The organism is Lelliottia jeotgali (genome assembly GCF_016771845.1).
GTDB classification, from domain to species: Bacteria; Pseudomonadota; Gammaproteobacteria; order Enterobacterales; family Enterobacteriaceae; genus Enterobacter; species Enterobacter jeotgali.
The window spans coordinates 23,899-43,245 of sequence record NZ_JAENMQ010000017.1 but is presented as its reverse complement, the minus strand read 5'-3'; the positions used below and the strand labels follow the sequence as shown (position 1 = coordinate 43,245).

Annotated in this window: 20 protein-coding genes; 9 read left to right on the top strand and 11 right to left on the bottom strand. The window is 58.5% G+C overall.

The window, feature by feature from the left end; all coding sequences use genetic code 11:
* Nucleotides 1-22: 22 nt before the first annotated feature.
* Nucleotides 23-1,048, top strand: a complete 1,026-nt coding sequence (locus tag JBO43_RS21685; protein ID WP_095283806.1) for a TerC/Alx family metal homeostasis membrane protein — start codon at nucleotides 23-25, stop codon at nucleotides 1,046-1,048.
* A 133-nt stretch (nucleotides 1,049-1,181) separates the two neighbouring features.
* On the opposite strand, the gene JBO43_RS21680 is transcribed toward JBO43_RS21685, so the two are convergent.
* Entirely contained in the window at nucleotides 1,182-1,841 is a 660-nt protein-coding gene (locus tag JBO43_RS21680) for an HAD family hydrolase (RefSeq protein WP_095283805.1), read from the bottom strand.
* Between the two features lie 321 nt (nucleotides 1,842-2,162).
* Here JBO43_RS21680 and JBO43_RS21675 point away from each other — a divergent pair, with 321 nt between their 5' ends.
* The gene (locus tag JBO43_RS21675) at nucleotides 2,163-2,609 is read left to right on the top strand and encodes an NlpC/P60 family protein (RefSeq protein WP_202675047.1); all 447 of its coding nucleotides are present in this window, start codon (nucleotides 2,163-2,165) and stop codon (nucleotides 2,607-2,609) included.
* Here the strand turns inward: JBO43_RS21675 and JBO43_RS21670 are convergent.
* Nucleotides 2,606-3,400 carry an SDR family NAD(P)-dependent oxidoreductase gene (locus tag JBO43_RS21670; RefSeq protein ID WP_202675045.1) on the bottom strand — a complete coding sequence of 265 codons (795 nt, stop codon included), beginning with the start codon at nucleotides 3,398-3,400 and terminating at the stop codon, nucleotides 2,606-2,608. The two genes, JBO43_RS21675 and JBO43_RS21670, sit on opposite strands and share 4 nt — an antisense overlap.
* Nucleotides 3,401-3,912: 512 nt before the next feature.
* Between JBO43_RS21670 and arnB the strand changes: the two genes are divergently transcribed.
* The 7 genes from arnB to arnF are packed head-to-tail and all read left to right on the top strand — an operon-like array spanning nucleotide 3,913 to nucleotide 11,288.
* Complete coding sequence (gene arnB, locus JBO43_RS21665; protein WP_095283803.1) at nucleotides 3,913-5,061, top strand: UDP-4-amino-4-deoxy-L-arabinose aminotransferase; 1,149 nt, start codon at nucleotides 3,913-3,915, stop codon at nucleotides 5,059-5,061.
* The gene (gene arnC / locus JBO43_RS21660; protein WP_095284418.1) at nucleotides 5,054-6,037 is read left to right on the top strand and encodes an undecaprenyl-phosphate 4-deoxy-4-formamido-L-arabinose transferase; all 984 of its coding nucleotides are present in this window, start codon (nucleotides 5,054-5,056) and stop codon (nucleotides 6,035-6,037) included. The genes arnB and arnC overlap by 8 nt, the downstream gene beginning before the upstream one ends.
* The gene (arnA, locus tag JBO43_RS21655) at nucleotides 6,034-8,016 is read left to right on the top strand and encodes a bifunctional UDP-4-amino-4-deoxy-L-arabinose formyltransferase/UDP-glucuronic acid oxidase ArnA (RefSeq protein ID WP_103947407.1); all 1,983 of its coding nucleotides are present in this window, start codon (nucleotides 6,034-6,036) and stop codon (nucleotides 8,014-8,016) included. The genes arnC and arnA overlap by 4 nt, the downstream gene beginning before the upstream one ends.
* Complete coding sequence (gene arnD, locus JBO43_RS21650; RefSeq protein WP_202675043.1) at nucleotides 8,013-8,915, top strand: 4-deoxy-4-formamido-L-arabinose-phosphoundecaprenol deformylase; 903 nt, start codon at nucleotides 8,013-8,015, stop codon at nucleotides 8,913-8,915. Before arnA ends, arnD begins: the two co-directional genes overlap by 4 nt.
* A complete protein-coding gene (gene arnT / locus JBO43_RS21645) occupies nucleotides 8,912-10,567 on the top strand; it encodes a lipid IV(A) 4-amino-4-deoxy-L-arabinosyltransferase (protein ID WP_202675041.1) in 1,656 nt (551 codons plus the stop codon). The genes arnD and arnT overlap by 4 nt, the downstream gene beginning before the upstream one ends.
* Nucleotides 10,564-10,902, top strand: a complete 339-nt coding sequence (arnE, locus tag JBO43_RS21640) for a 4-amino-4-deoxy-L-arabinose-phosphoundecaprenol flippase subunit ArnE (protein ID WP_095283799.1) — start codon at nucleotides 10,564-10,566, stop codon at nucleotides 10,900-10,902. The genes arnT and arnE overlap by 4 nt, the downstream gene beginning before the upstream one ends.
* Nucleotides 10,899-11,288, top strand: a complete 390-nt coding sequence (arnF, locus tag JBO43_RS21635; protein WP_095283798.1) for a 4-amino-4-deoxy-L-arabinose-phosphoundecaprenol flippase subunit ArnF — start codon at nucleotides 10,899-10,901, stop codon at nucleotides 11,286-11,288. The genes arnE and arnF overlap by 4 nt, the downstream gene beginning before the upstream one ends.
* Here arnF and acpT read toward each other — a convergent pair.
* Genes acpT through JBO43_RS21590 form a run of 9 tightly spaced genes read right to left on the bottom strand, consistent with a single transcriptional unit; the run spans nucleotide 11,254 to nucleotide 19,346 of the window.
* Entirely contained in the window at nucleotides 11,254-11,853 is a 600-nt protein-coding gene (gene acpT / locus JBO43_RS21630) for a 4'-phosphopantetheinyl transferase AcpT (RefSeq protein ID WP_202675039.1), read from the bottom strand. The genes arnF and acpT overlap by 35 nt on opposite strands.
* A gap of 2 nt (nucleotides 11,854-11,855) precedes the next feature.
* Nucleotides 11,856-13,085, bottom strand: coding sequence for a beta-ketoacyl-ACP synthase (locus tag JBO43_RS21625; protein ID WP_202675038.1), 1,230 nt, complete (start codon nucleotides 13,083-13,085; stop codon nucleotides 11,856-11,858).
* Entirely contained in the window at nucleotides 13,082-13,813 is a 732-nt protein-coding gene (locus JBO43_RS21620; RefSeq protein ID WP_202675036.1) for a 3-ketoacyl-ACP reductase FabG2, read from the bottom strand. Before JBO43_RS21620 ends, JBO43_RS21625 begins: the two co-directional genes overlap by 4 nt.
* The gene (locus JBO43_RS21615) at nucleotides 13,810-14,283 is read right to left on the bottom strand and encodes a hotdog family protein (protein WP_202675034.1); all 474 of its coding nucleotides are present in this window, start codon (nucleotides 14,281-14,283) and stop codon (nucleotides 13,810-13,812) included. Before JBO43_RS21615 ends, JBO43_RS21620 begins: the two co-directional genes overlap by 4 nt.
* A complete protein-coding gene (locus tag JBO43_RS21610; protein ID WP_202675032.1) occupies nucleotides 14,280-15,449 on the bottom strand; it encodes a beta-ketoacyl-[acyl-carrier-protein] synthase family protein in 1,170 nt (389 codons plus the stop codon). The genes JBO43_RS21615 and JBO43_RS21610 overlap by 4 nt, the downstream gene beginning before the upstream one ends.
* A gap of 1 nt (nucleotide 15,450) precedes the next feature.
* Entirely contained in the window at nucleotides 15,451-16,032 is a 582-nt protein-coding gene (locus tag JBO43_RS21605; RefSeq protein WP_370446901.1) for an ApeN family LolB-like membrane protein, read from the bottom strand.
* Nucleotides 16,032-18,353 (bottom strand): ApeM family transporter, encoded by a 2,322-nt coding sequence (locus JBO43_RS21600; protein ID WP_202675030.1) that lies wholly within the window; start codon nucleotides 18,351-18,353, stop codon nucleotides 16,032-16,034. The genes JBO43_RS21605 and JBO43_RS21600 overlap by 1 nt, the downstream gene beginning before the upstream one ends.
* The gene (locus JBO43_RS21595) at nucleotides 18,322-18,927 is read right to left on the bottom strand and encodes a LolA family protein (RefSeq protein ID WP_095283790.1); all 606 of its coding nucleotides are present in this window, start codon (nucleotides 18,925-18,927) and stop codon (nucleotides 18,322-18,324) included. Before JBO43_RS21595 ends, JBO43_RS21600 begins: the two co-directional genes overlap by 32 nt.
* Nucleotides 18,924-19,346, bottom strand: a complete 423-nt coding sequence (locus tag JBO43_RS21590; RefSeq protein ID WP_103947398.1) for an acyl-CoA thioesterase — start codon at nucleotides 19,344-19,346, stop codon at nucleotides 18,924-18,926. The genes JBO43_RS21595 and JBO43_RS21590 overlap by 4 nt, the downstream gene beginning before the upstream one ends.
* Nucleotide 19,347 lies beyond the last annotated feature (1 nt).

Here is a 19,347-nt window from a genome sequence, read left to right as displayed (position 1 = left end):
TGTACTCAAAAAGGGTTGTGTAATGGAATCTGCTCATCTCGGTTTCCCGACGGAAACCGTTGTTGTCTTTGTGGTGATGGCGGTCGGGGCGATGTTTATCGATCTCTTCATGCACCGTCATGACAAACCTATCTCGCTGAAAAGCGCCGTGATGTGGTCCCTGTTCTGGGTCATGTTAGCGATGGCGTTTGCCGGGTTCCTGTATGTCCATCACGGTGCCGAAATGGCGAGCCTGTTCCTCACCGGCTATGCGCTGGAAGAGGTGCTCTCAGTCGATAACCTGTTCGTGATGATGGCGATTTTCGCCTGGTTCGGCGTGCCGGATAAGTATCGTCATCGCGTGCTCTACTGGGGCGTGCTGGGGGCGATTGTGTTCCGTGGGATTTTCGTGGCGATCGGGACCAGCTTGTTGAGCCTGGGGCCTTACGTGGAAGTGATTTTTGCGCTGGTGGTAGGCTGGACTGCGCTGATGATGCTCCGTCGTAACGAAGAGAGCGACGAGGTGGAAGATTATTCCCACCATCTGGCGTATCGCCTGGTAAAACGCTTTTACCCGGTGTGGCCGAAGATCAGCAGCAACGCCTTTTTGCTGACGCAGAAAGAGGTGGATGCGGAGCTGGAAAAACCGGAAAACCAGGATGTGATGGTAGGGCGCGTCAAAAAAGCGAAGCGCTACGCGACGCCGCTGCTGCTGTGCGTGGCGGTAGTTGAGCTGTCTGACGTGATGTTTGCTTTTGATTCCGTACCCGCGATTATCGCCGTTAGCCGCGAACCGCTGATCATTTACAGCGCGATGATGTTCGCGATCCTTGGCCTGCGTACGCTCTATTTTGTGCTCGAAGCGCTGAAACAGTACCTGGTCCATCTGGAGAAATCCGTGGTGCTGCTACTGTTCTTCGTCGCGTTCAAACTGGGGCTGAATGCGACTGACCACTTCTGGCATCACGGCTACAACATCTCCGCGAACATGAGCCTGTTTGTGGTACTGGGCGTGCTGGCGTTAGGAATTATTGCGAGCGTGGTGTTCCCTGGGAAACGTGCGGCCTGATATGCCCGGCGACGCTTCTCCTGCACGGGCCAACAAGTTTTGTAGGCCGGGTAAGGCGGAGCCGCCACCCGGTAAAAAAGCCGCACGGAATCTGTAGGCCGGGTAAAGCGAAGCCGCCACCCGGCGATACCGACTACTTAATCGGTGAATTACGTCGCGCTCTTGGCGGGTGGAAATGCCGCCAGTGTGGATCTTGCGCCGCCGCCAGCAGCTCATGGTCGCCGCGTGTATCGCCCCAGGCGCGCAGATGGTAATCGTTCAGATCGCCATACACCCGCTCCAGTCTCGCCACCTTCTGCGCACAGCGGCAGTTATGCCCGGTGATATTACCGGTCAATTTGCCATCCACCACTTCCAGCTGCGTGCCAATCAGCTTAATACCGAGCTTGTCGGCCCACGGCTGCAACACCAGCGCAGGCGACGCTGAACAGATCGTCACTTCCGCACCAGAATTCACTTCCGCCGCTACCGCCATCACGCCTGCCGGGCGCATCAACTTCCCCCAGTATTTTTCGCAAAACAGCTCGGCCTGCTGGCGCAGCCAGTGCTCGTCAACGCCGGTCAGGAATGTTCTCACCAGAACTTCTTTCAGTTCATCACGGGTGAGTTTACGGCGCACACAATGGATCGTCGGCAGCGCCATACGCACCAGGCGTCCGGCGAAATAGCGTTTGCCAAAGGCAAAGCGCAGAAAGGGGATAAAGCTGTCGTGATGCGTCAAGGTTCCGTCAAAATCAAAAACGGAAAGCACACGGGATTTTGCCACTGCCTCATCGGCGATCATATTGGTCATAAAGATGTCTTAGCTGAAATACACATTCTGCTCATTAGTTTACCTGCTTTACCTTCACAGTCCCTCAATCGCGTGCTTTTTTTTCGCAAACTGGCGATGGGCTCCAATGTCCTTTTTTGGACCGACAAGTGATTGGCTAAAAACTGAGCTGTCTATATTATCGCCACCTTGAAAGCCAATTCGAGGGAACATTGCCCCCTCACAGGTAAGGAAGAGCTCACTCACTGCTTAGAATTGTTATTTATGCTTAGACTGCTTATTTCAACCCTTTTGTTAAGTTTTGCTTCATTTTCTGCGTTTAGTTTTCAACTGCCAGCATCGATGTTATCTCCTTCTCAGCAGCTTTCGTTACCCCCTGCGAGAGCATCACTGGAGCATCAGGAAAGCGGCCCGCTTCGCGCCCGCATTCTCGATGAATACCAAAAATGGAAAGGGACGCACTATGTGTGGGGGGGGTCTACACATCACGGCGTCGATTGTTCTGCCCTGATGCAACATCTGTTCAGTGACGCTGCTGATTTGTCGCTGCCACGCACCACGGGTGAACAGATCAACCGTGGCGTTCAGGTGGCAGAATATCGCCTGAAAGCTGGCGATTTAATTTTCTTTCAGACCGGTCCAAACCGCCGTCATGTGGGCGTCTATATTGGCGACCATCAGTTTATTCACGCCTCGACCAGCCAGGGTGTGACCGTCTCTACGCTGGCGAATAATTACTGGCATTCGCACTTCATTATCGCCCGCCGGGTGACAGGCACAGATGCCTAAATAATGTCGTCGACCACGCCGCCGTCCACGCGCAATGCCGCACCGGAGGTGGCGGAGGCCTGCACTGAACACACATACACCACCATATTGGCGACCTCTTCCACGGTCGAGGCGCGCTGGATAACCGACGTCGGACGATTGGCCATCACGAACTCTTTCGCCAGCTGTTCGAGCGATTTCCCGGTTTTTTCCATCTCGTCTTTCATCATCGCCGCAAATCCGTCCGACATTGTCGGTCCCGGCAGGACGCTGTTGACGGTCACGCCGCTGCCCGCCACGAATTTGGCCAGACCGCGCGCCAGCGACAGTTGGGCTGTTTTGGTCACGCCGTAGTGGATCATGTCGGCGGGAATATTGCACGCTGACTCAGAAGAGATAAACACCACGCGGCCCCAGCCTTTTTGCACCATGCCAGGCAGCAAGGCGCGCGACAGGCGCACGCCGGACATCACGTTGGTCTGCCAGTAGCGGTTCCAGGTGTCATCGTCGGTGGCGTAAAAATCCTCCGGCCCGTAAACCCCGGCGTTGTTCACCAGGATATCGACATTCGATGCCACTTTTAGCACTGAATCCACGCCCTCGGGCGAGCTGAGATCGGCAATCGTTGCCCGAACCTGCACGCCGGGAACCGCCTGTTGAAGCTGTTGAATGCCGTTATTAACCGACTCGGCGCTGCGCCCGTTGATGATCACTTCCGCACCGCTTTCCGCCAGCCCGCGCGCAATCGCCAACCCAATGCCGCCGGTAGAGGCTGTGACCAGCGCGACTTTCCCCGTCAGATCGATTTTCATGGTCTGTTCCTTATGATGATTAACGTTCAGACCCTAAAGCGTAGCAGGTGGCGGCGACCTCGACGGAACTCGCGCCAGCGAAACGTACATGAATAAAGGCGACAATTAATCCAAATCAAAAGTTCCGCACTCATTGCTTATTTATGACGAGAAAAAGATATTTTCTTGGTTCTGTTAATCATTCGTTTACTATTTTTTAAACTGAAGAGTTGAAATATATCCTTAACATGTCGTGAGCCTCATCACAAATAACCAGCTATGGATAAAAAATCATAATACATTGTAAATAAAATGATTTTTAAGGATTTTAATCCGCGTCATCGGTTTTTGATTATTCATCTCTTAATTCTTTCCTAAGAAAAGAACGGTAGTTTGGCGTTAGTTGATGGTTTGTTGACATAAATGAAGTAGCGACTAAATTTTATTTCGTCTTTATTTAAATAACATCCCGCAAGATTTCACTGAGCCGCCCTTTACGGCAGTAAAGAATTAATATCGCAAGGAAATTAATAATGAGTGATTTTCTGCCTTTTTCACGTCCGTCGATGGGCGCAGAAGAAATCGCCGCCCTGCAGGACGTTCTGGCGTCAGGCTGGATAACCACCGGGCCGAAGAATCAGGCGCTGGAAGAAGCTTTTTGCACCCTGACGGGAAACCGCCATGCGATTGCCGTCAGTTCGGCAACAGGCGGGATGCATGTCACCCTGATGGCGCTGGGTATCGGGCCTGGCGATGAAGTGATCACCCCGTCGATGACCTGGGTGTCGACGCTGAATATGATCGTCTTGCTGGGTGCCACGCCGGTGATGATCGATGTCGATCGCGATACCCTGATGGTCACGCCGGAGGCTGTCGAAGCGGCGATCACGCCGCGCACCAAAGCCATTATTCCGGTGCATTACGCCGGTGCCCCGGCGGATATCGACGCCATTCGCACTATTGGCGAGCGCCACGGCATTCCGGTTATTGAAGACGCCGCCCACGCTGCCGGGACCTACTACAAAGGCCGCCACGTCGGCTGGCAGGGGACGGCGATTTTCTCCTTCCACGCCATCAAAAACATGACCTGCGCCGAAGGCGGGTTAGTGGTGACGGACGATGAACAGCTGGCGCAGCGTATTCGCAGCCTCAAGTTCCACGGTCTCGGCGTCGATGCGTTTGACCGCCAGACGCTCGGTCGCGCACCGCAGGCCGAAGTGATCTCTCCCGGTTTTAAATACAACCTCGCGGATATCAACGCCGCGCTGGCCCTGGTGCAGCTCGGCAAACTCGGCAATGCCAACCGCCGCCGTGCGGAGATTGCCAGCCGCTATCTGCTGGAGCTTGCCGACACACCGTTCATGCCCCTGAATGTTCCCGCCTGGCCGCATCTGCATGCCTGGCATTTGTTCATTATTCGCGTGGATGAAGCGACGTGCGGCTATACCCGCGACGCGCTGATGGAAGCCCTGAAAGCCCAGGGTATCGGCACTGGCCTGCATTTCCGCGCGGCTCACACGCAAAAATATTACCGCGAGCGTTTCCCGGACGTGTCTTTACCGAACACCGAATGGAACAGCGCGCGCATCTGTTCACTCCCTCTTTTCCCGGATATGACTCATGACGACACAACCCGCGTCATTACCGCGCTCCATCAGCTTGCAGGACATGGACGTGTTTAGCGCGCCGCCAGTACAAAAAGTCTCTGTGGTGATCCCCGTGTATAACGAACAGGAGAGCCTGCCAGAGCTGATTCGTCGTACGACTGCCGCCTGTGACAGCATGGGCAAAGCCTATGAAATCTTGCTGGTCGATGACGGCAGCAGCGACGACTCCGCGATGATGCTCACCGAAGCCGCACAGGCCGACGGCAGTCATATCGTGGCGGTGCTGCTGAACCGCAACTACGGGCAGCACTCGGCGATCATGGCCGGTTTCAGCCACGTGACGGGCGATTTGATCATCACCCTCGACGCCGATCTGCAGAACCCGCCGGAGGAGATCCCGCGCCTGGTGGCGACCGCCGACGAAGGCTATGACGTGGTCGGCACCGTGCGCCAGAACCGTCAGGACAGCGTGTTCCGCAAGCTGGCCTCGCGCACCATCAACCGCCTGATCCAGCGTACCACTGGCAAGGCGATGGGCGATTACGGCTGCATGTTGCGCGCCTACCGTCGTCATATTGTCGATGCGATGCTGCACTGCCACGAGCGCAGCACCTTCATTCCAATTCTCGCGAATACCTTTGCGCGCAAAGCCACGGAGATCCCAGTGCAGCACGCCGAGCGCGAGCACGGGGAATCGAAGTACAGCTTTATGCGTCTGATCAATCTGATGTACGACCTGATCACCTGCCTGACCACCACGCCGCTGCGCTTGCTCAGCGTCTTCGGCAGCATCATTGCCCTGATGGGCTTTGCGCTCTCTGTGCTGCTGGTGGTTCTGCGTCTGGCCTATGGTCCGCAATGGGCGGCGGAAGGGGTCTTTATGCTTTTCGCCGTGCTGTTCATGTTTATCGGCGCACAGTTTGTCGGCATGGGGTTACTCGGTGAGTACATCGGCCGTATCTACAACGATGTCCGCGCACGTCCGCGCTACTTTATTCAACGTGTTGTCCGTCAGGAACATAAATCCTCTCAGGAAGGAAATCACCCATGAAAGCCGTTGTTTTTGCCTATCACGATATGGGCTGTACGGGCACGTTAGCCCTTCTGGAAGCGGGCTATGACATCGCTGCCATTTTCACTCACCCGGATACTGCGGGCGAGAACCACTTCTTTAGTTCCGTGGCGCGTATCGCCGCCGAGCGTGAAATCCCGGTGTATGCGCCCGATGACGTGAACCATCCGCTGTGGGTGGACCGCATCCAGAAACTGGCTCCCGATGTGATTTTCTCTTTCTATTACCGCAACTTGCTGTGCGATGAGATCCTCAACGCCGCACCGGGCGGAGCGTTTAATCTTCACGGTTCGCTGCTGCCAAAATATCGCGGTCGTGCGCCGCTGAACTGGGCGCTGGTGAACGGTGAAACGGAAACCGGCGTGACGCTGCACCGCATGGTGAAGAGTGCCGATGCCGGGGCGATTGCCGCCCAGCAGCGCGTCAGTATTGATGCCGATGACACCGCGCTGACCCTGCATCACAAGCTGTGTGCGGCAGCCCAGACGCTGTTGCGCGACGCGCTGCCTGCGCTGCGTCAGGGTACGATTAAAGAAACCGAGCAGAACCACAGCGAAGCCACCTGTTTTGGCCGTCGCACCCCGGAAGACGGGCGTCTGGACTGGACCAAACCGGCGGCGCAGCTGCACAACCTGGTACGTGCAGTGACCGACCCGTGGCCGGGTGCCGTTGCCTATGTCGGGGCGAGCAAATTTATCGTCTGGAAATCCCGCGTGCGCGCGGACATCCCTGCGGCGAAACCGGGCACCGTCATTTCCGCTTCCCCGCTGATTATCGCCTGCGGTGAACAGGCGCTGGAAATTGTCACCGGACAGACGGAAAACGGTGTGTACATGCCGGGCACACAGCTGGCGCAGTCGTTAGGGCTGGTGAATGGCGCACTGGTCACCAGCGCACCGTTTGTTGCCCTGAAACGCCGCACCCGCGTGCTGATCCTCGGTGTGAACGGTTTTATCGGTAACCATTTGACCGAGCGTTTGCTCAAAGACGACAACTACGAAATCTATGGCCTTGATATTGGCTCGGATGCGATCAGCCGTTTCCTCGACTGCCCGCGTTTCCATTTCGTGGAAGGGGATATCAGCATTCATTCCGAGTGGATTGAATACCATATTAAGAAATGCGACGTGGTGTTGCCGCTGGTGGCCATCGCTACGCCTATCGAATACACCCGTAATCCGCTGCGCGTTTTCGAGCTCGATTTTGAAGAGAACCTGAAAATCATCCGCGACTGCGTGAAGTACAACAAGCGCATCATCTTCCCATCCACCTCGGAAGTGTACGGTATGTGCACCGACAAAGTGTTCGACGAAGACACCTCGAACCTGGTCGTCGGGCCTATCAACAAACAGCGCTGGATTTACTCGGTATCGAAACAGCTGCTGGACCGCGTTATCTGGGCATACGGTGAAAAAGAAAATCTGCGCTTCACCCTGTTCCGTCCGTTTAACTGGATGGGACCGCGCCTTGATAACCTCAACGCGGCGCGAATCGGCAGTTCGCGGGCGATCACCCAACTGATCCTCAATCTGGTGGAAGGCTCACCGATTAAGCTGATTGAAGGCGGCAAACAGAAACGCTGCTTTACTGATATCAGCGACGGCATCGAAGCCCTGTTCCGCATCATCGAGAACAAAGACGGGCGCTGCGACGGGGAAATCATCAACATCGGTAACCCGGAAAACGAAGCGAGCATCCGCGAGCTGGCCGAAATGCTGCTTGAAAGCTTCGAGCGCCATCCGCTGCGCGACCGCTTCCCGCCGTTTGCCGGTTTCCGCGAAGTGGAAAGCAGCAGCTATTATGGCAAAGGATATCAGGACGTTGAGCATCGCAAACCGAGCATCCGCAATGCGAAACGCTGCCTGAACTGGGAGCCGACGGTGGATATGGTCCAGACCATCGACGAAACCCTCGATTTCTTCCTGCGTACCGTGGAGCTGACGGAACAGGCATCATGAAAAAAGTCGGTTTACGCATTGATGTCGATACCTTTCGTGGCACCCGCGACGGCGTGCCACGCCTGCTGGAACTGCTGAGCGAGCATCATGTTCGCGCCAGCTTTTTCTTCAGCGTCGGGCCTGACAACATGGGGCGCCATCTGTGGCGCCTGTTTAAACCGACCTTTCTGATGAAAATGCTGCGCTCCCGTGCGGCATCCCTTTACGGCTGGGATATTCTGCTGGCGGGCACCGCCTGGCCCGGCAAGCGCATCGGCGCGGGCAACGAAGAGGTTATCCGCACCGCGGCACTGAGCCATGAAGTCGGGCTGCACGCCTGGGATCATCACGCCTGGCAGGCCTGGAGCGGGGTGTGGAAAATCCCCCGTCTGACCCGCGAAGTCGAACGCGGTCTGATGGAGCTGGAGGCGATCCTCGGCAAACCGGTCCACTGCTCGGCGGTGGCGGGCTGGCGCGCGGATCAGCGCGTCGTTCGCGCCAAAGAGCCGTTTACGTTTCGCTATAACAGCGACTGTCGCGGCAGCGGGCCATTTCTGCCACAGCTCGGCGAATCGCGGTTCGGTACCGTGCAAATCCCGGTCACGCTCCCGACCTGGGATGAAGTGGTCGGGCGGGAAGTGACGGCGGAGAATTTTAACCGCTATATCCTCGACTGTATCCACCGCGATACCGGCACGCCGGTCTACACTATCCACGCCGAAGTGGAGGGGATTGCGTATCAGCAGGACTTCGCGGCGCTGCTGCAACTGGCCGCGCAGGAAGGCATTCAGTTTTGTCCGTTAAGCGAGATGTTGCCCGACGACCTCAGCACGTTACCCGTCGGCAAAATTGTCCGTAATGAAATGGCCGGTCGCGAAGGCTGGCTTGGCTATCAACAAACCGTGAGCCCAGCTCCATGAAATCTGCGCGTTTTAGTGTCGCTCTTTTCGTTCTGTTTGCGCTTTACTATCTGTTGCCCGTTGATATCCGTCTGCTCTGGCAGCCGGATGAAACGCGCTATGCGGAGATCAGCCGTGAAATGCTGGCCACTGGAAACTGGGTGGTGCCGCATTTCCTTGGGCTGCGCTATTTTGAAAAACCAATTGCCGGATACTGGATCAACAGCCTCGGCCAGATGCTGTTTGGCGACTCGAACTTTGCCGTGCGTGCCGGGGCGATTTTTTCCACCGGGCTGACCGCGCTGCTGGTTATCTGTCTGGCCTGGCAAATCTGGCGCGATAAACGCGTGGCGCTGACCTCTGGCGTGATTTTCCTCACCTTGCTGCTGGTCTATGGTGTTGGCACTTACGCCGTGCTGGACCCGATGATCACCCTCTGGCTGGTCGCCGCGATGTGCAGCTTCTGGATTGCCGCGCAGGCGAATACCCGCGCGGGCAAAATCGGCGGCTACTTGTTGCTCGGGCTGGCCTGCGGCATGGGCGTCATGACCAAAGGATTTCTGGCACTGGCAGTGCCGGTCGTCGCCGTACTGCCGTGGGTCATCGTGCAAAAACGCTGGAAAGAGGTGCTGCTGTTCGGCTGGCTGGCGGTGCTGAGCTGCGTGCTGATCGTCCTGCCGTGGGCGCTGGCGATTGCCCATCGCGAGCCGGATTTCTGGCGCTACTTCTTCTGGGTCGAGCATGTCCAGCGTTTTGCCAGCAGCGATGCCCAGCACAAAGCGCCGTTCTGGTACTACATTCCGTTCCTGATGGCGGGAAGTTTACCGTGGCTGGCGCTGCTACCTGGCGCACTGCGGCTCGGCTGGCGCGATACTAAGGACGCGCGCGGTGGGTTCTATTTATTAGGCTGGGTGGTGATGCCGCTGCTGTTTTTCAGCATCGCGAAGGGCAAACTACCCACCTACATTTTGCCGTGCTTTGCACCGCTGGCGATGCTGATGGCGCGCTACGCCTGTTCGCTTGTCGGCAACGGCGTGAAAGTTCTGCGGGCCAACGCGGTAATCAACCTGGCATTTGGCGTGCTGGGCGTCGTCGCGGCGCTGGTTATCTCGCCGTGGGGGCCGACGAAACACCCGGTCTGGACCTCCATCGAGCTCTACAAAGTCTTCTGCGCGGTAGTGGCGTTTCTGGTCTGGGCGCTCGTCGGCTGGTGGACATTACGCCGGGCTGAGCAGCGCTGGTGGCTGGCGGCGATCTGCCCGCTGGGGCTGGGGTTGTTGCTCGGATTCGCCGTGCCCAATCGGGTGGTGGATTCCAAACAGCCGCAGTCGCTGGTGGATACGGTGCGACAGCCGCTCACGGAAAGCACCTTTGTGCTGGCCAATAACGTCGGAATTGCCTCCGGGCTGGCGTGGGACCTGAAACGCAGCGATATCATCATGTTTGGTCAGAGCGGTGAGCTGAAATACGGCCTGGACTATCCTGATGTGAAAGGGCGTTATATCGGCAAAGATGATTTCGCCAGCTGGCTGGCGGACCATCGTGCGCAGGGGAAAATCTCGCTGGTGATTTTACTGTCGAAAAACGATGACCTCGCGCGCGCTGAGTTACCCAAGCCTGACACTCTCATCATCCAGGGACGTCTGGCCTATCTGCAGTATTTGCCACAATGACGGTCTGGATCTGGCTGGGACTGGCAAGCCTACTGAGCTGCGCGGGCCAACTCTGCCAGAAACAGGCCACGCGCCCGGCAAAAAGCGGCGGGCGTGGGAGGCATATCGTATTCTGGCTCGGCCTGGCCCTGCTGGCGCTGGGCGTCGGCATGGTGCTGTGGCTGATGGTGCTTCAGCGCGTGCCGGTGGGGATTGCGTACCCGATGCTGAGCCTGAATTTTGTTTGGGTCACGTTGGCTGCAAAAGCGTTCTGGCATGAGAAGGTCGCGCCTCATCACTGGCTGGGCGTCGGATTGATCATGGCCGGTATTGTGCTGCTGGGAGGTAGCCTGTGAAAGGGATATTCTGGGCGCTATGCAGCGTGGTACTGGTCAGTGGGGCGCAGCTTCTGCTGCGCTCGGCGATGGTCTCTCTCCCGCCGGTCGCTGAACCGCTCTCTTTACTGAGGGCGTTATTCCATTTCGCCACAGGCAGCGGCATGTTGCTTTTGGGGTTGAGCGGTTACATCGCCTCGATGGGCTGCTGGTATCTGGCGCTGCACCGCATGGCGCTGAGCAGGGCCTATGCGCTACTCAGCCTGAGCTACATTCTGGTGTGGATTGCCGCTATCGTGCTACCCGGCTGGAGTGAACGTTTCTCCTGGGCCGGGCTGGCGGGCGTCGGTTTGATTATCGCGGGCGTACTGGTTATTTTTCTGCCAGCAGCGAAAAAGGTGAAATAGACTCAGCGGTGAGTTCAAAAGGGGTTGGCGTACACACCGCCAGGCTCAGGGAGCCGAACTGGATTTGGCTCACCGGATGAGGCTGTTTTGCCGCGCTGTCGACACTGACAATCTGCCAGGCGCTGCCGCCGCGCTGTTTAACAATCGCCTCTTTGCGCGTCCAGATGCGCCAGAACGCCGACAGTTTTTGTTCCGGCGTTTCCTGTTCCAGCTCACGATGCTCGGCGACGCTGAACACGGCGTTAGCCAACGCCTGCCAGTTATCGCGCGGGCGGATCACTTCGATATCGCAACCGACTTCGCCTTCATCACTCAGCAGCAGGGCAATATCATCCCCGCTGTGGCTCAGGTTGAACCACAGCGGACGAGCGTCGACAAACGCCGGTTTACCCTGTTCACCAAAGACGATTTCCGGCAGCGGCGCGGGGGACAATGCGCGAGTGAGCAGCGTCCGGCCCGCGAGCCAACGAGCACGTCGCGCGCCCTGCGGTGCGATGTCTGAAAGCGCTGAAGCATAAGGATCAGCGTTAAGAGTCGAGATTTTTCCCAGTACAAACTGGTACATAGTTACGCCCAGCGTTTGATGATTATCGAGGTATTAATGCCGCCAAAGGCGAAGTTATTGCTTTGCAGATATTCGCAATCAATCCGACGGGCTTCCCCCATAATATAATCTAAAGCGCCACATTGCTCATCCGGTTGTCTTAAATTGAGCGTCGGGGCGAACCAGCCTTCACGCATCATTTGCAGGCTCATCCACGCTTCCAGCGCTCCGCAGGCCCCTAGCGTATGGCCGAAATAGCTCTTTAAAGACGAAATCGGCACGTTGTCGCCATAAATTGCCGCTGTTGCCAGGCTTTCAGCGATATCACCGCGATCCGTTGCCGTGCCGTGCGCCGAAATATAACCCATGTCCGTGGCGCTCAATCCTGCCATGCGCAGTGACTGCTCCATGCAAATCTGCATGGTTTCGCGCTGCGGCTGGGTGATGTGTGCGGCGTCGCAGTTGGTGGCGAAGCCGACAATTTCGCCGTAGATGGTCGCCCCGCGCGCTTTGGCGTGCTCCAGCTCTTCCAGAATCAGCGTGCCCGCGCCTTCGCCAATCACCAGGCCATCGCGCTGGGTATCAAACGGTGACGGAGTGGTTTTCGGCGCATCATTGCGCTGGCTGGTGGCAAACAGGGTATCAAACACTGCCGCTTCGGACGGACACAGCTCTTCCGCACCGCCTGCGACCATCACCGTTTGATAGCCGTGGCGAATGGCTTCCCATGCGTAGCCAATCGCCTGGCTGCCGGAGGTACAGGCGCTGGAGGTCGGGATGACGCGTCCGCGCAGGCCAAAGAACAGGCCGGTATTCACCGCCGTGGTGTGCGGCATCATCTGCACGTAGGTCGTACCGGTGATGTTGTTGGTGTGCTTTTCGGTCAGCATGGTGGCAAATTCGCTCACCGGGCCGGTACTGCCGGTGGACGAACCGTAGGCAATCCCGGTTTCACCGTTGGTCAGCACCGCTTCGCCAATCAGCCCGGCCTGCTCCAGCGCTTTTTCAGTGGCGCGCGTCGACATCAGCGACACGCGGCCCATCGCGCGGATACGCTTGCGGGTGTAATGCTCCGGCAGGGTGAAATCATCAATTGGCGCGCCGAGCAAGGTGTGCAGGCCGTCGTAAATCTGCCACTCCGGCATTTTACGCACCGCGTTAACGCCCGCGAGAAGCCCCGCAGAAACCGACTGCCAGTCCTCGCCAAAGGCGGTGACGCCGCCCATGCCGGTAATAACCACGCGACGTGTCATAGCATTCCTCCATTAATGGAAATGACCTGGCGGGTGACGTAGCCCGCAATATCTGACATCAGGTAACGGGCAAGGCCGGCCACTTCATCGGCCTGGCCCATACGTTTCATTGGGATAATATTCATTGCCTCTTTCAGCGCGGCTTCTTCCATTTCGATCATCCCGGTATCAATCAATCCTGGTGCGATACAGTTGACGGTGATTTTGCGTTTAGCCAGCTCGATCGCCAGCGCTTTGGTTGCGCCGATGATCCCGGCCTTCGCCGCGCTGTAGTTCACCTGTCCACGGTTGCCCATCACGCCTGAAACAGACGACAACGTGATAATTCGCCCGCCTTTACGCAGGCCAATCATCGGCATGATGCACGGGTGAATGACGTTGTAAAAACTGTCGAGATTGGTGTGAATAACGCTGTCCCAGTCATCTTCACTGAGCGCCGGGAATGCGCCATCGCGCGTAATCCCTGCATTGCTGACCACGCCGTACCATGCGCCGTGCGCCTCGATCTCCTGCTCCAGCACCTCGCGACATTGTTCACGGTTGCCGACGTCAAACGAGAGCAAACGGCCCTGACCGCCCGCCTGCTGGATGGCGTCCAGCGTAGCCTGCGCGCCTTCTGCATCGCGGTGGTAATGCACGCCCACGACAAACCCGTCAGCGGCGAGTTGTCGGGCGATGGCACGTCCGATGCCTTTGCTGGCTCCGGTAACCAAAACGGAACGATTCATGTGGAAGATCCCTGATTAAAAAGCGAAGTTAACTCTTCCGCGCTTGGCTGGAAGGTGTTCACGCGGCCTGTCGCCAGCGTTGCGCTATCGGCGGTAATAGCACACTCGAAGCTGCCAAAGCGTTCGTCCTGCATCAGCAGTTTGACGGTTATCGTGAGCGAGGAACCCGCCGGGAATCGCCCTTCAGCGCACACCAGTTCGCGCGCGCCCAGCACCATGCCGAGCGCAATACTGCTTTGCCCCTGCTGGTGGCGATGCCAGCCGGACCATACGCCGACAGTCTGCGCCATCAGCTCAAGGGCGTACCAGCCGGGCAAATCGCCGTCGGCAGTCATAAACGGCGCCAGAACGCCCTGCGGACCCACGGTTACGCGGCAAACGGCGCTCTCATCCGTGACGCTCTCGACCGTTTCCAGCAGCAGCATCGGCGCATCGTGGGGTAAATAATCCACGGGCGATAAATAACTCATGACACTCTCCCCAGCAAAATGCTGGCATTGTTGCCGCCAAACGCGAACGAGTTGGACAATATGACCGGTTTATTGAGTGCGACCGGTTCGTGCAGCACGCCGCACGGCGGCAGCGTGGGATCGGGCGCGTAGCGGGTGAAATCCTGCGCGGGCAGTGGCAGGCAACGGGTCAAGATCAGCCAGCTCAGCGCGGCTTCAGTAATACCCGCCGCGCCCAGCGTGTGGCCGGTCAGATGTTTGGTTGAACTGCACGGAACGGCGTCCCCGAAGAGGTCATGCACCACCTGCGATTCAATCTGATCGTTGAGCGGCGTAGCCGTGCCGTGCAGGTTGATATAGCCGATGTCGTCCGGCTTCAGGTTGGCTTCGTTCAGCGCCTGTTGAATCGCCCGAATCGCCCCTTCACCCTGCGGATGAGGTGCAGAAATATGGTGCGCATCGCTCGATTCGCCGATACCTAGCAGCGCGACGGGCTGCGGCTCGCGGGTCAACACCATCAGCGCTGCGCCTTCACCGATGGTTATTCCGCGACGGTCGCGACCAAACGGCTCGCACAGGGTCGTGGAAAGCGATTCAAGACTGTGGAAACCGTTGACCGGCATCCGGCTGAGCGTGTCGGCTCCGCCAACGATAGCGATATCTGCCAGCCCGGCGTCAATCAGACGGCGGCCGCTGATGATCGCCCGCGCGCTCGATGAGCAGGCGGTTGAAAGCGTAAACGCGGGTCCTTCCAGATTCAGCCAGTTGGCGAGAAAACGCGACGGATCGCCCAGCTCCTGCTGCGGGTACTGCCAGCGGGTGCTTGCTTCGCCGTTCAGCGACAGGCGCACATGCTCATCGCCCTCGTCCAGCCCCGAGGTGCTGGTGCCGAGCACCACCGCCACGCGGTCATGGCCGACGCGGGCAATCGCCTCGTCGACGGCAGGCTGGATCTGCGCCAGCGCCGCCAGCAAAAGCTGGTTATTGCGGGTTCGGTGGGCGGCGAGGTGATCTGGGATGGGCGGCAGCTCGCCTTCAACGCCGCCGAGCACAATGTCCTGATCGCCTTGCAGCCAGCCCGCGCGGCTGTGCATACCCGGCGCGACACCGCGCGTCAGATTTGCGGCAATTTCATCAGCCGAGTTGCCCAGCGCGTTCACCATGCCCACGGCAGAAATGTAGATCATCTTAGTCACCCAGATATTGAATGGTGATGTGGTAGTTAAAAACGTGCTGTTCGATGCTGATCGGCTCGCGTTTGCCTTTGCGCTGCAGATAGACAATCTCGGTCACCAGCTTACCGCTGGCGTTGCGCAGCTCGCGGCGGTCGCCTTTATCCGTCAGCGTCCAGCCTTTCGGCAATTGCGGCAGCCAGGCGCTGATCGGCCAGTGGCTGAGCATCACGTCGGCCAGCACCTGGCTGGCGGGCGGCAGCTGCGGCACGATAATCGACTGCTCCGTATGAATACCGTTTTTGTCATAGGTGGCGAGGAACAGGCGAATCCCGACGGACGACAAACCGGCGAGCGTAATTTTGTCCGCGTCGGCGTTGAGCATCACCAGCAGGGACTGGGTCTGACCATTGAAGCTGCCCGTCAGCAGTTGCTGGGAATTGACCGCCGGAGAGATCCCCGGCGCAGGCAGCGTCACTTTGGTGCCCGGCTGGAGCCAGGCCTGCGGGCGTGTGCCGTCGCTGTTTTGCGTTGAGTGGCTACAGCCCGTCAGCCACAGGGCCGCCATCAGCGCAATCGCGCGGCAAAAAAGGGTCATCATCGTTTTCTCTCTCTTTTAGCCGGCATCGCCAGCGGAGCCAGCAGGAAGGCGGTGAAAATACCGCTGACCAGCACAATGCCGAAGCTGCTGATCGCCTGCGTGGCGCTAAACACCAGCATGCCGAGGGTCAGCAGCGTGGTGACCATTGCCAGCGTAATTGCCAGCATGGAGGTGAGCGGTGTGCCGCGTGGATTGCTGAAAAACAGGGTGTAGTTAATGCCAATCCCCAACACCAGCACCAGCGCCAACAGCGAGAACAGATTCACCGGATGGCCGGTCGCTGCCAGCGCCGCCAGACCGCAGCCGAGCGACAGCACCGACGGCACCAGGCTTATCAGCCCTTTGCGCCAGCCGAGACGCAGCATCGCGCCGCAGGCGATCACCGCCAGCGCGACAAACAGCAAGCCGGTGAGCACGCTACGATAGAGCGAAAACAGGCTGTCGAAGCTCGCTTTACGATCCACCCACACCACGCCCGGATGTTTAGCCGCCAGCGCACTTAATGCCGCGCTGTTTTTCACGCCGTCGACGGGAACCAGTACGCCGCTTTCGCCGTTGGGCAGCGTTAGCCACAGCAGCCGCCAGCCTTCACTCGCCGGACTTTTCAGCCAGTCGTTGGTGCTAACTGGCATCGCGTTCAGATCGGGCGACACGGTGGTCAGCCCCGCGCTTTGCAGGACGTTCGTCACCGCCGGAGCGGCGTTGTGCAGCAGCGCCAGATCGCTTTTCTGTCGCGCCAGCGAGTTCAGCGGAATAGTGCGAAACGCTTTAATATCACCGGCTTTTTGCGACTCAGCCAGCGCAGGCGTAAAGGCCTCCAGCCGCTCCAGTGTTTGCTGGGCCGTTGCGCCGTGTACCACGAACCATTTCTGATCGACGCTTTGCCCGGTCAGCGCGGTAATGGTTTTTTCCTGCGCCAGAATATCCTTCGGCAGCGCCTGGAGCTGGGCGATATCGTCATCCACGCGCAGATTCGCCATGCCGACCACCGAGACGACCGCTAATACGACGGGCAGCCCGACGGAGACCGCTTTGTTCCGTCGCCACGCGGCAAGCCAGCGCAGCATCAGTACCATTGCCGGGACCGGGCGCACCGGCAAACCGCGGCACAGCAACGGATGCCAGAAAATCACCGTCAGGCACGAAGCGCTCAGCCCCACGGCGGCAAACACCGCCATCTGACGAATGCCGGGGAACGGCGCGAGCATCATGATCAAGTAAGCCGCCACGGTGGTCAGGAGCGCCAGCAGCAGGGCATTTCGCACTTTCGCCAGGCTTTGCCACGGTGATTGATCCGCGCCGTGAACCATGCGCTCGGTCAGGTAATAGAGCGTGTAGTCGGCGGAAATGCCGATGATGCTCATGCTCATCACCAGCGTCATCAGATGCAGCTCGCCAAAAAGGGTCAGCGTCGCAACCGTGCCCGCCAGCGCGCCGATGCCGATGGAGATCAGGCACAGTAGCAGCGGACGCAGGGAGCGGAAGACTGCCACGATCAGCAAAATCACCCCGAGGATCGTGGCGATACCGAGGGTGGAGATATCCTGTTTCGCCTGCTGGCTGGCGTAGTCGCTGTAAAATACCGTCCCGCGCGACAGCAACTGCGCCTGCGGGAAATGGGCTTTCAGCTGGCTTTCAAGGCCGTGCAGCGTTGTCACCAGACGGTGCGTTTGCTGCATATCGAAGGATTCGCCCGCCAGCTCGCCGTGCAGCAGATACCAGTAATTTCCGGCATCGTCTTTGGTCACCAGCCAGCCGTCCATCAGCCGCAGCTTCTGACTGTTTTGCGCCAGCGCCAGTTGCGAACCGCGCATCAGCATTAGCGGGTCGTTTTGCAGCTCTTTACCGCTGACGCCAGAAAACGCCGAGTACAGCTGAGATAAAATCCACTGGGCCTGCGCTTCGCCGCCGTTTTGCAGGCGCGCGCGGGTTGCGGTGTCGATCAAGCCGTTGCGGTGCTGCCAGAAAAATTCGCCCCAGGCTTTTTGGCTGTTGGCGTCCATCGGGCCTTTTACCTCGTTGAGGGAACCCGATTTTTGCAGCAACGAGAGCCACTCCTGCGCCACGCGCGGATTCGGTTCTTTTCCTGGGCTGACCAGCCACACCAGTTGGCGATCCAGACGCTGCATAAACCCGTCGTTGAGCGCGGGCGGAATTGCGCCGAGTGTCTGTTTTGGCAGCATCGCCAGCACGCTGCTGTTAAGCCGCGCGCCGGGTAACAGCGACAGCAGCACGCCCAGCAGCGCCAGGCATAACACTCCCCACAGCAGCGCCGGGCGCAGTGATTTACGGTGCGGCAAAGCGTTGGCGTTCGTCATGAGTCAGGCTGGCGGGCGTCAGTTGATGGCGGGAAAGGGCGATATCCGTGCGGTCGCCCTGTTTGTCGTTGAGCTGGATCGACTCCAGATAGGTCGCACCGCCCAGATTCATGGTGGCGAAAATTTTGTCCAGCGGCGTGGTGATGGGCGTCAGCACCAGCGACCAGCGGCCCGCGCCGAGGTCTTTAAAATCAATGCGGAAGTTCTCTTCCAGCACGCTGCGATCGGCCTGGAACAGGGCACGCAGCAGATGGTTAAACTGGAACATCTGCGGGTTATTGTCGGCGGTGATGGTTTGCGGCGGCTGGCCGTTGATCGCCTGCACCATACGTTTGTCGTCCAGCAGCAGAGTCATCGGGAACGGCGCTTTCTGATCCCAGAGCAAACCGTCGTCGCGGGCGATCAGCATTTCGCCCTGCGAACGCAGCGGCTGCGGGAGATCTTTGATGGTACGGGTCTGCTCGAAGTGCGCGCGCACCACAGGCTGCTCGGTAAAGCGCTGCTGCAGTTCATCCAGCGTGACCGCGCCGACCCACGGGCTGACCAGCAGGGCCAGCAGTAACCACCCTTTCATGGTGTAACTCCCATACGTTCAAATAAAATCGCCGGACTGACGAAACACATTTCGTGGCTGCTCTCTTCGACGGCCACCTGGATGGTGTACCCGGTGGTGGTGCGCTTCCCGGTTTCGGCGTCGAAAATCTGATAGGCGATGCGCAGACGGTTTTCAAACTCTTCGATCTGCGCCCGCACGCGGATGCGCTGTTCGAATTTCACCGCGTCGCGGTATTTCACCCGCGTATCGACCACTGGCCAGACGTAACCGGACGCCTTCATCTGGCGATAGCCATAATCAAACTGGTTGAGCAGCGCCTCGCGGGCGATCTCAAAGTAGCGGAAATAGTTGCCGTGCCAGACTACGCCCATCATATCCACGTCGTGGAAGGGGACGGTCAGCTCGACGTCGGTCGTAAAACGGGGATCGGTCAGCACC

Excerpts from the sequence above, each read along its gene's own strand:
- arnD (WP_202675043.1), top strand. The coding sequence starts at position 8,013 with ATGAAAAAAGTCGGTTTACGCATTGATGTCGATACCTTTCGTGGCACC.
- arnA (WP_103947407.1), top strand. The coding sequence starts at position 6,034 with ATGAAAGCCGTTGTTTTTGCCTATCACGATATGGGCTGTACGGGCACG.
- JBO43_RS21680 (WP_095283805.1), bottom strand. The coding sequence starts at position 1,841 with ATGACCAATATGATCGCCGATGAGGCAGTGGCAAAATCCCGTGTGCTT.
- JBO43_RS21605 (WP_370446901.1), bottom strand. The coding sequence starts at position 16,032 with ATGACCCTTTTTTGCCGCGCGATTGCGCTGATGGCGGCCCTGTGGCTG.
- JBO43_RS21600 (WP_202675030.1), bottom strand. The coding sequence starts at position 18,353 with ATGACGAACGCCAACGCTTTGCCGCACCGTAAATCACTGCGCCCGGCG.
- arnE (WP_095283799.1), top strand. The coding sequence starts at position 10,564 with ATGACGGTCTGGATCTGGCTGGGACTGGCAAGCCTACTGAGCTGCGCG.
- JBO43_RS21620 (WP_202675036.1), bottom strand. The coding sequence starts at position 13,813 with ATGAATCGTTCCGTTTTGGTTACCGGAGCCAGCAAAGGCATCGGACGT.
- arnT (WP_202675041.1), top strand. The coding sequence starts at position 8,912 with ATGAAATCTGCGCGTTTTAGTGTCGCTCTTTTCGTTCTGTTTGCGCTT.
- JBO43_RS21615 (WP_202675034.1), bottom strand. The coding sequence starts at position 14,283 with ATGAGTTATTTATCGCCCGTGGATTATTTACCCCACGATGCGCCGATG.
- acpT (WP_202675039.1), bottom strand. The coding sequence starts at position 11,853 with ATGTACCAGTTTGTACTGGGAAAAATCTCGACTCTTAACGCTGATCCT.
- arnB (WP_095283803.1), top strand. The coding sequence starts at position 3,913 with ATGAGTGATTTTCTGCCTTTTTCACGTCCGTCGATGGGCGCAGAAGAA.
- JBO43_RS21625 (WP_202675038.1), bottom strand. The coding sequence starts at position 13,085 with ATGACACGTCGCGTGGTTATTACCGGCATGGGCGGCGTCACCGCCTTT.
- JBO43_RS21685 (WP_095283806.1), top strand. The coding sequence starts at position 23 with ATGGAATCTGCTCATCTCGGTTTCCCGACGGAAACCGTTGTTGTCTTT.
- JBO43_RS21595 (WP_095283790.1), bottom strand. The coding sequence starts at position 18,927 with ATGAAAGGGTGGTTACTGCTGGCCCTGCTGGTCAGCCCGTGGGTCGGC.
- JBO43_RS21670 (WP_202675045.1), bottom strand. The coding sequence starts at position 3,400 with ATGAAAATCGATCTGACGGGGAAAGTCGCGCTGGTCACAGCCTCTACC.
- JBO43_RS21610 (WP_202675032.1), bottom strand. The coding sequence starts at position 15,449 with ATGATCTACATTTCTGCCGTGGGCATGGTGAACGCGCTGGGCAACTCG.
- JBO43_RS21675 (WP_202675047.1), top strand. The coding sequence starts at position 2,163 with ATGTTATCTCCTTCTCAGCAGCTTTCGTTACCCCCTGCGAGAGCATCA.